The organism is Bacillus sp. EB106-04-02-XG92 (assembly GCF_058791995.1).
This window is the reverse complement of the sequence record NZ_JBYTEA010000016.1, coordinates 62,246-76,573: the sequence shown is the minus strand read 5'-3', so window position 1 is coordinate 76,573 and position 14,328 is coordinate 62,246. Positions and strand designations below refer to the sequence as shown.

Below are 14,328 nucleotides of genomic sequence, written 5' to 3'. Positions count from 1 at the left end.
TGATGCCGCCTAACTTTTTTTAAAATGTCCTTTACAAAGGGTACGGATTATATTCTTACACTCTTTTTTATTTTTGAATTTTTAATAGAAGTGATTAAAGATACTAACCTACTTAATGCCCCGTTATCTTCTGATTACAGCGAGTGGGTATAACAATTAGTAGTTTTATTAATCATGGAACGGTCCAAATGGCTGACATTTTAGTTTCCTCACTTAAGAGAATTTATGAAGTCTGAAATCTCTGCCTGCTCAGCATCTGTAATTGTTGGTAAATTACCTCCTAGTGGTGCCAGGGAAGAAATCAAATCTTTATATTGCACAATATGATGACCTGTCTTGTATACGTTTGTTTCAAGACTTATTTGTTCGCAGGTGAAGGTAATGGCGTATCTTATTAATATATCATCCATTGAGTTTGTAGATTCACAAGATTGTAAAATATCCATTGCTTTTGCTAATATGTCCAGGTGTTTTTTGTAGAGGGGAGCAAAAGTAGCATCATCCATGGAATCATTCATCATGCGCTCATAAATAGCGTAGGAATAAAAGAAGTGAAGTAAACCTATTTCACATTTTGAATAATATTTTAAATTCGTTGATTCCACTAAGTAAGCAAGATACTCATGCCATCGGCTACCGATTGGTTGTGCACCGTTGCGAACCAGAATATATTTAGTCCGTAAACCTTGGTATAAAAGTTGACTTTTTAGTTGTTCATCCTCAATCGTCAGAACTTTTGCAAGTAAATCATTGAGAGATAAATGCTCATTTAATGTGGGAATGTGCTCAACAACTTTTTCATGTAGTTCTTTTGTCAATTTACTTTCTGAGTCTTTAGCTTTTCTATAGGTTCTGTCCATTAACTTTAGTAAAATATTTTGATCTTCGTTCTTCTCAATCTGCTTATAATTAATCCATTGTAAATAAGAGTTACAAGTTTCATAAAGGTTAAAAAGTACTTCTCCACTCATATTCCTTTCTACTGATTGTTCTAAAATCAAATGTAATGTAAGCGCATGATCAGTTGAGACCTTTTGATGATTTAGAGCAAACAATTTTACTTGTATTTCATTTATTTTAATGACTGTATTCACTATCTTCATATACAGAGTAATAGAGTCTTTTTCATAAATATTTGAGTATTCATTGTCACCGATATCAAGGAACGGCAAATTAATATGACCTTCTGAAAAACCATGTTTTTGATGATAAAGTTGCATTAGTATTCTTAGATATGATAGGTGTACTTCATAGCTTGCTGATAAGATTTGAATTGGGTATTCATTATTGACTAGATTCAAAAAATGTTCGTAAATCTTTTCAGCTTCTACTAAATTCATATTCTTTAAACAATCAAATAGTCTATTTTCGATAGCTTGCACCATTAAATAGCGATTTTGAGGATATTTTGCCCACTCTTTAGTGAAATTCCCCCAATCAATTGTACGGCTTTTGGCCATATTCAAACCAATAATATGTTGTTTATTTTTATCAATATATGGTTTAATTTCTGCTGCACGATTCAAATTACGTTCTCTTTTATATAAGTATTCTTTTGGAAATATGCATCCCATGATGTTATCAAGAATTAAGGTGCGCCCAATTGCTTCATAATTTTCCTTGTTAATAATGAGTGTTCCATAGGCTGCCTTTTTGATATCGTGATAAACGGAATGCTGCTCCCCTTTTATAATATGCATCTCTATTAAATAATATTTGAGCAACTTAATACGCCCTTTTTTTTCGTACGGAATGGCACTACGCAATAAAAGAACTAGCATATCTATTTCTCGTACTGACTTGACAAATGGGTATGTGTGTTTAATAATAGCGTGAATATTTTGCGTATATATAGTTTTTTGTTTGGTACTTTCCTTACAAAGTAAGAACAAGAGCATTTCTTTTTCAGTTAATTGTTCTTCTACAGACTTCATTGCAATCTCATCCCACATAGTTTGTAGTGTGGCTAGTGCGCTTTGAATTTGCTTGTTTTTTAAAAACTGTTGCTTAATGATATCGTGATGAATTTCATATACATACGCATCATTCTCCCAGTAAGATGTTAACCAACATTTCACATCTCTCATTAAACCAAGTATTTTAAATGTAGGATTCTCTAAAGTGAGTAAATAACTGATTTGTTCAAGTGTCAAAGCCTTAGGAGCTACTGCTAGTAAAGCAAAAACTTGATATAAAGTTAAACAATGTCTATCTGTATATAGCTCATGTAGCATTTTTAAAAATTCATTTACTACCTCGTGGTAGTTAGTTAATTGAACTTGTTTAAATCGTTGCACTAACACAAATGGGCGAGTATAAAGAAAGCGATACTCAGTGATAGGAAGTAAATTACAAATTTCCTGTTCATCTTTATTGGTTTGTTTTTTTAAATATTGGATTAATAAAGCAATGTTATTAGGGTGTTTTCTTGTGACCTCATATCGGCCATATGTTTCCGGTAGTATAACACTTGGCCGTGACGTGACTAAAATTGAAATGTGTTTTGATAAATGTTGGTTCGTTGGTAAAACATTATTAACCCATTTTAATTGATCAGGTGACAACTCATCTAGCCCATCAAGAATAATTAGCAATTGTTCTTTGTCTGTATGCTGAGAATAAAGCTTACGATAATATTCTAGTAATACGAATAGATTACTTTTTGTTGGATGATTGCGAAAATCATCTGCAATTGGATAAAGTGGGATTTTATAATCTACACTTTGAATTTTCAAGGTCGTTAACAACTCAAATAAGGCATTTTTGAAATAACTTGCAATATCTTGAATAAATGAGTTGAAATAAATAGCACGTATTGTAGTTTGTGAAAATCCTACAGATTTAGGTGCTTTATTCATTTTTTGTTCATCAATTGAGTGAATGAATGAAGTTTTTCCCATTCCTTCTTCCATAATTAGATGCTGTGTAAAGGATATTTTTTTTTGTAGTAAGCCTTCTAGCCAGCTAAAAAGATAATCTGGCTTCACATAATCGTCTTTAAGCTCTGTTAGGAGCTGTTGTTCATATTCTTTATTAATAAAATCAAGTGGGATATGTTGTGAAGGTTTAAGCTTGTTTAATCTGTTACTGGATTGAACAAATTTCTTGTAATCTCTCTCAATATGTTTATGAGGAAAGTAGTATTTTTTCCCGTTTAAATAGTCTAAAAAACCTGTTATTTTTTTATTGGAGTAAAAACCGTCAAATAATAATAAATGATTTTCCTTTTTACCAAGATAGGCCTTTTCTAGTACTTGCTTTTTTTCTAAACGTATTTTAACACCATTTTTCTGTAATACATATGTTAGTTGTTGAAAAGCTTTTTGAATATTTTTTTGGATAAAGAAATTTTCTAATATGTATAGGTGTTTATGTAGCATGTCCTTAAAGTCTTCTTTTTCTGCATTTCCTAAAGCGCCATGACCAATATAATCATTGCGCCATTTGACAATCTCATTATCGTTATAAATCTTCCACACGATATTTGCAATGGTTTCAATTGCTTCAAACTCAGGGTTCTTTACAATCTGTGTTTTTAATATATCTGAAATTTTTTTCAGTGCTATTTCCCAATGGCCTAAAGAAAGAACTTGTGACAACATATTATGTATAAGTATCTGTTCATTATCTAACATCGATTTTTGTTTTTTTAACAAGCTAACGTAATACAAAACAGGGTATTTTACAATAATCTCATAAACATCCTTTATTTGTAAGAAAACTCCGTATAATTGTTTAGCTTCAAGAAGCTCATTTAAACGATGGAATTCATGGAAAATCAATTCTGGATAAAATTTTTGTAAATTAGAGAAATTCACAGAAAATGTAAAATTTAGCGACTCTATTTGTAATTTTTTAACCTCGTCAGTAAGTTCCTTTAGTGTTAATCCATGTGTGGCAGCAAGTTGCTCAAGTTGTTTTTGTAATTCTTTATCCAAAACGCTTCAACTCCGTTCAATTGTATAATTATTACATACGTTCCTTTAATCTAGAAAAATAATAAATTTATATTTTATATGTTTTTCATAATTCATTAGGTATCTCTTCATTATTTTACTTATCGCATAAGAAAAATCCAACTATTAATGATTACTGAATATCTATATCAGAAATTTTCGTGTTTTCAGTAACTATATTTAGTCTATAAGTATTAGAAATTAAGTATGTACATATTTAAGTTACAAACTTATGGTTGTGTATAGAAAAGTATGAATGGGATGTTGTTTTTTTATGTCAACAATAAATTGCCTTGAAATGTTTAATAAGTATGAAATTTTCTTTTACATATGAATAATGCGTAGTATTTAAAAATATCCAACTAATTATTACATATAGAATATAAAGGTAATACTTCTTTTATCACAGGCAGACTTAAAGATTTGCCAAAAGTAAGTCTCTTATTATGTAGAATTTAATTAAGCATAAAAAAGTGGGATACTCATTCGATTTCCTTGATTTAGAAATTGAGGAATTTCTAATCGCTTAAAATTTTATTGTTTATATAAATTTGAGGAAATTGTTATAGCATATTGTACTGTTATATCAGTATTGTTAAGATATAGTAGGCTATAATATCTATATAATTAAAGAATATATAAGGTGCTATTTAGAAAAAAGAGGTGAAAAGTATCCGTACTTGAATAAGTTATTTACCGGGATAATCATTCTAAAAACTAATTTTAAAAGTAATATAAGTCAGTAAAAGGTTTCAAAATAAAATAATTTTTCAATTAAAGTTGAAATTTATTTATATTAAAATTATTATGCAGCTTTGTATGATGGTTGAAAAATAAAGGTGACTGTTTAAGGTAAATGTAAAATGTTAATGGTAGCTGTACATTTTTTACATGATTACATTGTGTATATTATGAGAATGAGAAATAGGAGGGTACGTCATGGAACAAAATACAGCAAATCCACAGGATGCTAGTATTATAGAAGAAGTGCTTGAAGAGATTTTGAAAATTGAAAACTTTACAGTCTATTACTCTCCAGAAAAGAGAGTGGCTTTACACAACGAAATTGTCATTGGGTTTGGTAGTCAAAGTGAGTCTAAAGGAATTGTTTTAAATAATAAAGAAGCTAAAAAGAGTTCTGTTTCTGAATTAATATATGCTGAATCAGAAGAAAATCTCCAACTCTGGAGGAAGGCTTTAAAAAGTGATTTTCAACCCGAGAAGGCGCATATTTATTTAGAAGACTTGTCACCTGATACTTGCTTGGGTTTTATTCTCTTTTATCTCCGAGTGAGAGGGATTGATTTGCAGTTAATTGATCGTAAATGGATTGATTATGTAACATTATGGGAAAAAGGTGACGTCAAAACAACAGGACAGCCATTTGAGTCATGGGGGTGCCTGCATAATGCATTATCACATACATATTTTGACCGGAGTGAACATGAAAACAGTAATGTCTTTCAGGAAGGATTTAAATCATGCATTCGCTTCGTAGTTCAACTTATACAAGCAGATATGGACCCAGTTAACCTCGAGCCATTGAAAGAAAGTGAATATTTCCATAGGGCAGTCTTGCTGCTACAACATGAATATCAAGAATATAAACAAATGCTGAATCATGCTTTAACAGTACAACTACAGCTTCCTTTGAAGGATACAAATCGAAAAATACTTGTGGATGCCTTCTTAGTAAAAGAGCGTAAGCATTTAGGGACAGTAAAAGTATTCTTGCGTAATGATTTAGAAAACTCCTGGAGCCAAAAGGGTTTTGCATTTATGGCAGTTCATAACCCTGATTTAGTTGGAACGGGTTCTGACATTACAGTGTCTGTAGATACCTCAGTAGGAGTCCATCTAAAAGAATTGTGGGATAAGCTTGAGGAGATGGAAAATGATAAGTGGGAGGGAAACAGACCCTCTTGTAAACCACGATACTCTGATTTGAGATCAATGGCAACTGAGCCTTGGTATGATGAGAATAAAAAATATACAATTTTGGGGGCACCTAAAAAACTTCCAGATGGACGGATGGGATCAGCACTGACGTGGGATGATGTACTACAAAGCATATGGGAGTTGTATCATCCTGCAAAAGACGTAAGGGTCTCTGTGGCTTCAAGCGAAGACGCAGAGAGGTATGTTGGCACATATCTAATGCACGAGTGTAAACCACTCATTTCAAATAAGAAATATCAAAAACAATTTATGGCAGTGAAGTGGGATCACTCTCAAAAGGATCAGTCTATCATTATGTCTCCTACAATGAAGAGATACTTAGCGGCTTGTGCAGCGGGAGGGCTTACGCAGGGGAAACTACCAAAAATGCAGGAATTACCTCCAGAATCAAGTTTTGATTTTGAGACAATTCCTGGGGGATTTATAGTTTTGCATAAAGACGGGGCACTTTTATTTGATGATTGGAGTAGGAATCGGGTAGATGTTGATAAATATACATCTGAATTCCGAAATGTGCTGAAACGATATGGTGTTGTACAAGAGAAATATGAAGAAATCCATCGAGAAGTAAGTGGTATTAAAAAAATTACTGATCAAGGGAAAGATTTAAATAGAAAAGAATTGATTGCCCTGAATAATCGTATTACAAAATTAAAAATGGAATTGCGGTATATCATGCTGGAAACTATGACGACGAATACGGATCATCATCTTGAAATGTTTAGGGAAAAGCTAGAGCAAAGATGGGGTATATCTTCCAAGTTGCATGAACTGTATGAAGTTATTGGGGATATTGAAAATATTATTAAAAGCTACACAGAAATACAAACGAATTATCTTGTTAGTTTCATTACAATATTTGGATTTCCTTTAGCTCTCTTTGGCGGCTTATTCCAGTTTAGTTTGCAGGATATGCATGGACCGAAATTCTTAGGGATGCATATTATTGGAGTAATATTATTTCTAACCTTGTCTATATTAGCAGGAATTTTCCTGCGAAAAAAATTAAAGAAAAATCGATAAATATAAAAAAGTAAGATTCACGATTTACAGTCATTTCAAAAATGGTGCACTCAGAATAATAGAGTGCTCTTTTTTGTTGTAGTATAAAAAGTCGGGAGCCAATCTCTATTTTTGAAAAGTAGTCTCGAAGATACTTTGAGTATCTTTATTACTACATCATAAGTAATTTTTTTTGTGTGAAATCCTCTTCTGTTGAAAGAGGGTAATAAACTTGCATTTACTAAATAAAAAAATTCCGCGTTTTTTTAGTTGTTTCACAATCTAGTTCTTGCCTTTGATAATACTGTCAAGGTTAATAATTGATTGTATTTATAAAAACTGAATGAGGGTAAATACTTTTGTATTACATTTTCTTAAATTAATATTGAGTGAATATGTTTAGGGCTGATATAGGATTGGGGTGTTCTATCCAAAAAATAATGTTTCTTAAATTGAAGTAAAGTATTATAACAAAAAAGAGCAGATATAAATTATAATATCAGCTGCGTATCAAATCAATAATAGTTTAAAAATGTTTGGTGTTGATACAAAATTACGATTATCTGCCTTGTTTTATTACATAATAAAAATCAGTTAAGAATAGTTGTATTTATGCTTTAAGGCGTATGTTAATTCGAGTTTGTCTACTTACCGTTCATTTAATTCTTGAAACTCGGTTTTTGAATAACTTGTTTTTATCTTCTGATTTCGCCCATCTAGGATAGTCCTCACATGAATTTTTTCTTTTTAGCTAAGCGACAAGTGCTAAGGGATATATATCATAAAGATATGTAGTCTGCAATCAGATTGTACAGAGAAATAGAGTGGGGAATTTTAGGTCTATTTCACATGGAGAAGTTTAGATGTTGCTGACAATTAAATAAAAAGGAGAAGTCAATTAAATGATAAATCCACTTGAGTCACCCTTTTTTTTAAATAATTTTAGTATTTCATATAATGAATTTGATAATAATGATTTGATTTTATCAATGTTATATTCTAAGGAATCTATAATTTTGAATTATTTGGTATTTAAACAAAAAAACAAAGAAAAATATATGATTTGCGGCTTTGATTTTATTAATGGGTTAATTATTCCTGTGGAAATTCGGAATATAGGTAATGTTCTTAGAAGTCTTAGGGATTTCTTAAATAGTGAATATAATACTATAAATATAGTTATTGAGTCTATTGACGAAATTGTTGAACAATTTGAGGGGAGGAAAATAAAAAGAGGCTTTGATACATATAAAACGTTATCTATTCTGACATCAACACAGCGAAATATAATTAGTGGAAGCTGTGAAGTATACAGTAATGTTGAATTAATACAACCTCGTAAATCTTTACTTATTTCCAGTAGGAGCGGTTTAATTTTCGGGAAATTCGAATTCGAAAGTTATACAAATATATTCCAGAATTTAAAAAAAATACATCTTTCTGATGGTCTGACTATTAGGTATCGAATAAATGGTGATTCTATGGAATTAGCAGGTGCAATATATGAATTGAAAAAAAGTATAGATGGAATAACTCTTGTTTTAAGTTCTTTTTTTCATGAATTAAGTAAAAAGAAGCTGGATTTTCTTTCTTTTCAAGGTTCTGACCCGTATTCACTAGTACATGCGATTTTGAGGCCTACTGGGATGTTAAAAGAACAAATTAATATAGAAGGATTTGGGGAAAAATATGCTCCTTATCTTGTTTTACTTCCAATAGAAAATCTATTGTTGAATTACCCTGAATTCGGTTTAGGAGATGTAACCATAATAACTAGAGACGAAGCCTTTGAGAGGTATAAGGGCTTTGAAGAAAAGTGTAACCAAAGTCTTATTAATCAATTTAACACTTTCGCCCAAACAATTGTCGAATCTAATAATGCATATGATGCCTATTTGTTAGGAAGGAAAAAAGTTCAGGATGCAATTGATATGATAATTTTGCTGGTCAAAAATGATAGAGTGTTTAGTTTTTATAATATAGGCGATGAACCAAACGAATGGAATAGACTACGATTACATCAAAATCCTAAATGTTCCTCACTCTATTATATAGAAAATATAATAAGTTTGGAAAACATGGTGGGTGATTTTAAAAACACATGGATAAGTAATTCTCTAAGTGTTGATTCCAAGCTTGAAAAAATGTTTAGGGAATTGGAATGGTTTGAAGAAATTCTATATAAAAAACAAGCAGGGAAGCATTCAATTTTAGATAAGCAGTTATTTAATGCGTTAAAGTGGCTGAATAGAAGTTGGAAAGCAGATGATATAGAAGATAAAGTTATATATACAAACATATCTATGGAATTTTTGGTTAATAAAATAGAAACCGATCCTTTTTTGCCTGATGAAATTATTGGGGAATTTAAACAATCGTTAAAGCAACTATTAAAAGAAAAAAGTGATGTTTTTACAGAAGAATACGCAAGAAAAATAAAAGATAAGAGTTTCGGCAAACTAAATGATCCACCCTTAAAAATTAAGGTGCAAACATTGATTAGGCGATTGGATATACCTATAGCTGATGAAGATTTCAGTAGGTTATGGAAAGTTAGAGATTATCGAAATGACTTAGTACATGGAAAGGATGAATTACAAATAGAACCAGGTAATGTTTTAGTTGCAAATATTCTTTTGGGTGAGTTTATTGTCTATAGATTAAGAAGCATGGAAAATGGTGATTGATATGAATACTTTAATAGCTGCCTATAATTTTGGAAACCAAATAGCAAAAGTAAGCAAACTCCATCAAAAGTATAATTACATCAAAAGTAAATTGCCACTGAAAACGTGGTTATTATATCAAGATGCTATTAATACATGCTCATTTGCACACTATTATAGTTTTGGACTTGCCTATAGAAAAATTGAGGCTATTTATGGTAAAGATGATTTTTATAAAGAGTGCTTTATTGAATTAAAAGATTGTAGTGAGGTGCATTTGTTAATTAAAGAGGGGGATCAACTTGGAAGAGATTTGGAAAATTCACTTCTTCAAATGTTAGTAGGGTTACCATCAAGGGATATTTTTATAAATCTTAATTCTTTAGATTTATATAGAGCTTGGCTGAATGTTTTCTACCAATTGCACAGCACCAAATTATTTACCTATTTACATCAGCATAAAGCTACTATTGAAAAGAAACAAAGCAATGTTCAACAATTCTTGGAATCAAAAGAGGTATATCCCTTTTCAAGATATAACAGATTACTTATTCGTAAATTAGCCATAAAGGGAATAGATAAAGATATCATGTATTTTTTAGAATTCTTTGATGGCCTTAGAAATTCAGTTCTTCAAATTATTTTTGAAAGCCATTTTAATCGCTCTTTAAAGCTTAACAAAAATGAGATAGTTGATTATAAAGAAAAGGAACAAAATAAATTTCGTGTTTTTTCAGCAAAAGTATTTGGTATGGAGGTGTTTAGACATAAGGGTAATTTTATATTGCTTTTTGAAAACAATATAGTGGAAGAGATCGGCTTGATAAAAAGAAGGGTGGGGAGAAATTTGGAAAAGGGTGATAAAGCCATCTCAACAATTGAGGGCTTATTATATCCAAAGGTTGATTACAACCTTTTATTACCATATTTTTCGATTTGATTCGTGTAGCTTCCTGTAAAGATAAAAAGGATGGGGTGTTAATAATATCCACTTCTTGCTTTATATTGATTTAAAAAATCTCATTAATATTTCACCTTTTTCGCTATCTTTCAATATTTATATGCTACTCCATTCTGTTTATATAGGGATGGGGTGTTTTTCTTATAAAAGCATTTTTTCTTTCAAAGATAACAAGACTATTGATCCTGATGGTATGACACCAACAGATTAATTTATAAAAGCGGCTGTGGAAGGTTGGAATATTCCTAAATAATTTTTGAAAAAATGACCGTTTTAATGAATATAAAGAAGTATATACAGTTGTCTGGTAGTTAGAGATGCTGATAAACTTGTCCATCTGTAGAAAGTTTGACTCTCTTTTGGGAGACACAAATTGAGAAAACCAACAAAAAATATCTTATGTTAAAAAGATATAGAATATTTTTATCATGTTTCTATAAATGATATAGATTTCATAGTGGAAAATATTGATATATATTTTGTATTCTTTAATAAAATATATATGAACTAAATTATATTAATGTAAGAAATCCGCTGTAATTTCAAGTGTGTATTTTTTAATTACAAATGTGGTTACTAAACTAGTTATTAATACTGTAATACTGGAGTTTTTTATGCAAGCGGCTGTAAATAGATGTTTAGCATAGCTTCTTCAAAAGGTGGTATTTCTTATTATTTACTTTTAATTTATTGTAGAACATATGAAAAAATGCCTCAGTGTCTTTATGTTGATAAAATGAAAATTTCTAATTCATAATACCAAAATTATCCGCTATAATAAAATTAACATATACAGCACAGTTAAGGACTTCAAGGGGGCTCTTAACGATGAAAGGAAGCGTCAAAAAGATAAGAAAACAGGATAATATTTTTATATTGTAGATATTGGTATTGACCCTCTCACAGATAGAAGAAAACAAAAGAAGAAGAGGGGATTCATTACCGAAAAAGAAGCAGAAAATGCTTTAACAAAGTTGCTCTCAGAAGTTCATACGAGAACATACGTAGAACCTAGTAAACTACTTTATGGTGAATATCTAGAGAGCTGGTTTAACACAAAGAAACACCGTTTTGGTATTCAAACAGCGAAAGTATTGAAAGGTGACTTAAACAGCTGTATTATACCTTCTCTAGGTAATATCAAATTAGCTAAGTTAACATCATTGCATATGCAAAACTACGTTAATTCATTGCAAGATGAAGGTTTAAAGAGAGGGACAATTTAAAAGATAATCAAAATCATTCGGAACTCTCTTGAACATGCAATAGATCTGGAGTTAATTAGTAAGAATGTTGCAGTGAAAACGAAGTTGCCTAAAGTTGATAAGGAAGAGTTAGCTGTGTGGAATGAGCGGGAAGTACAGCTGTTCTTAAAAGCTGCGCAGGATAGCAGGTATTCTATTGTCTTTCATATGGCTCTTGTAACTGGAATGAGACAGGGTGAATTGTTAGGGGTGCGGTGGAAAGATGTTGATTTAGAAAAAGGACATTTAACCATAAGCCAAACGTTAAGTCATGATGGGAAAACATTTTTGATTGGAGGAAAGACAGAACCAAGTTTAAGAAAGATACTATTACCTGCATCAACAGTAGCAAAGCTAAAGAAACACAGAGCAGTCGTATTGAAAGAGAAGCTGAGTCAAGGTGAGGAATACCAAGACAATGACTTGGTGATGTGTACGCCTTCTGGAACATCAATTAATCCTGCTAATGTTAGACAAAGTTTAAACAATTTGATTAAGCGAGCGGTTGTACCAAAGATTCGATTCTATGATTTACTTCATACATATATGATTTTATTATTGGCTAAAGGTGTGAAGGTGATTTCTGAACAATTAGGTCATGGTAATATAAAAATCACATTAGACACTTATTCGCATGTACTACCAACCATGCAAGAGGATGCTGTTAACAAAATAGAAGAGATTTTGTAGGAAATGTGACCACCGGCTCTATAGAGTATAAAAGCAAACAATTAAAAAACCGCGTCAAACCTGTATGACCCCGGACAGGTCCGAATCACCAACCTCCACCTTTTCAAAGTTAATAATCTTTTAGGATTGTAACAGTTGATAGATGATAAACATTATTGTATCAGTGTTTTATCAAATTAATTAAGGCTTGAACATGTTTGAGATTGATAAAAAATTGCAGTGTTCTGCCCCATTTCTGCCCATAGTAGAATTGGCTTTCAAGTATTCATATCAATGTTTTAAGGTGACCTGTAAATTCGAAGCGTGTTGAGGAATAATAAATTTCTTTAAAAATGCTTCTGTTATACTGGATGTAGAAGTGCACATAAAACGTAATCCAGCACTTTTCTTTCGAGTAAATTGCTAGATTACGAAGAATTTTGTGTACGGTAATTAAATTTAAAGGTAAAGGTGATTACATGAGTGGAAAAACTGTACAATTAACAGCATGGTTAAACCCCTATCGAAGGAATCAGTATGTGGCAATGTATGAGCGAATGAAAGATAAACACTCGTCAGTAATGGCTTTACTTTTCCCAAATCATGAGAGGGCTACTGAAGAGCATTACAAGGAATTAGAAATAGAATACAGTACAGCTTTTGATTGGGAAAATACGGATCCAGCTGATGTATTTCAAATGATTCAGGAGAAAGCCTATGAATTTTATGAATTTGAAGTGCTAATGGAACATAATTATTATTTATCATTCCTCACTAATATGTATCAAATCTTTGAACAACAATTACGCAGTTTTGTGTATGGTGAACTAAATCATAGTTTTAGTCCTGCAAGAACTAAAAAAATAGCAAAGTTCGGCACAAATATAAAGGAAATTAAAGAGGCGTATAAGGCATTGGACTATGATTTAGAGAAGAATTCATATTGGGAGACTATTCATATTTTGAGTGATATTGCGAATACATTCAAACATGGTGATGGGCGTTCAGCTAAGCGTTTATTTAAAAAACACCCTGAAATGTTCAAAGTATATGAATATGATAACCAAAGAGTGATGGATAGAGAATTAACGACTAATTCTGAAGCCGTATTTGAAATAGAGAAAATTGACTTCAACACTTATGCTGAAGCATTAATTAGTTTTTGGAAAGAATTCCCTGAAAATTTAGAGGGTACATATACATTTAAAGAGTAAAAATGAAAAGGTTTTTATTACGATGGAATTGTTTATAAAACGGAAGATTTATTGAATGGGAAATGTAAATTTCGAGTGGCTGATAAGAGTTACTTTTTTGAAGCGAGCAATAAATAGATTCAATCAAATTTTATAGTTGAAATTAGTTAGTAAAAATTAAAAATTTTTTTGCTTCTAAGAATTATAATTTGTAGTAATTTGAGGATGAAAAATATAATAGTGATTTCCCTGCCCCATTTCTGCCCCAAAAATGCTGTTCTATCAATCTGGACAAACTGTTATACATAAGAACCCCCCTGATTATCAAGGGGGTTCTTATGATCCCGACTGGCCTCGAACCAGCAACCTCCACCCTGTCAAGATAGAGCAAAGGAGAGCCGTAAGTGTCTCTTAGTATCCTGTTATTTGGCAGGGTTTTATTTTTGGGATTCTCTGTTACCTTCAACAGCCTTTAATTTCCGCTAATTATTTTTACTTTGTGACCATTTAAGTGACCAATGATTACATAGTAAGGTACCTCAATTAATATATATTTTCAAATTAATAATTTAAAAGGTGGCATAAATGATAGAATATAGTGCTAAAATAAGGATTAGTATAGTTTGATAATTTTTATATAATGTTATTAGATTATTTGAAGGTTAATTCAGGTTAGTT

General features: G+C 31.2%; 7 protein-coding genes. 6 read left to right on the top strand and 1 reads right to left on the bottom strand.

Annotated elements, in window-relative coordinates; all coding sequences use genetic code 11:
* Positions 1-209 precede the first annotated feature (209 nt).
* Positions 210-3,938, bottom strand: a complete 3,729-nt coding sequence (locus AC3WVA_RS26150; RefSeq protein WP_492322297.1) for a P-loop domain-containing protein — start codon at positions 3,936-3,938, stop codon at positions 210-212.
* A 957-nt stretch (positions 3,939-4,895) separates the two neighbouring features.
* Between AC3WVA_RS26150 and AC3WVA_RS26145 the strand changes: the two genes are divergently transcribed.
* The 6 genes from AC3WVA_RS26145 to AC3WVA_RS26120 all read left to right on the top strand — a co-directional run bounded on the left by AC3WVA_RS26145 (position 4,896) and on the right by AC3WVA_RS26120 (position 13,671).
* Entirely contained in the window at positions 4,896-6,938 is a 2,043-nt protein-coding gene (locus tag AC3WVA_RS26145) for a hypothetical protein (protein WP_492322296.1), read from the top strand.
* 881 nt (positions 6,939-7,819) lie between these two features.
* Positions 7,820-9,604: a hypothetical protein gene (locus AC3WVA_RS26140; RefSeq protein ID WP_492322295.1), complete on the top strand. Its 1,785-nt coding sequence runs from the start codon at positions 7,820-7,822 to the stop codon at positions 9,602-9,604.
* Positions 9,594-10,523: a hypothetical protein gene (locus AC3WVA_RS26135; RefSeq protein ID WP_492322294.1), complete on the top strand. Its 930-nt coding sequence runs from the start codon at positions 9,594-9,596 to the stop codon at positions 10,521-10,523. Before AC3WVA_RS26140 ends, AC3WVA_RS26135 begins: the two co-directional genes overlap by 11 nt.
* Before the next feature lie 896 nt (positions 10,524-11,419).
* Positions 11,420-11,770: a tyrosine-type recombinase/integrase gene (locus AC3WVA_RS26130; RefSeq protein WP_492322312.1), complete on the top strand. Its 351-nt coding sequence runs from the start codon at positions 11,420-11,422 to the stop codon at positions 11,768-11,770.
* Between the two features lie 72 nt (positions 11,771-11,842).
* Positions 11,843-12,478: a site-specific integrase gene (locus AC3WVA_RS26125; RefSeq protein ID WP_492322293.1), complete on the top strand. Its 636-nt coding sequence runs from the start codon at positions 11,843-11,845 to the stop codon at positions 12,476-12,478.
* A gap of 458 nt (positions 12,479-12,936) precedes the next feature.
* A complete protein-coding gene (locus AC3WVA_RS26120; RefSeq protein ID WP_492322292.1) occupies positions 12,937-13,671 on the top strand; it encodes a hypothetical protein in 735 nt (244 codons plus the stop codon).
* The last annotated feature ends 657 nt before the right edge of the window (positions 13,672-14,328 follow it).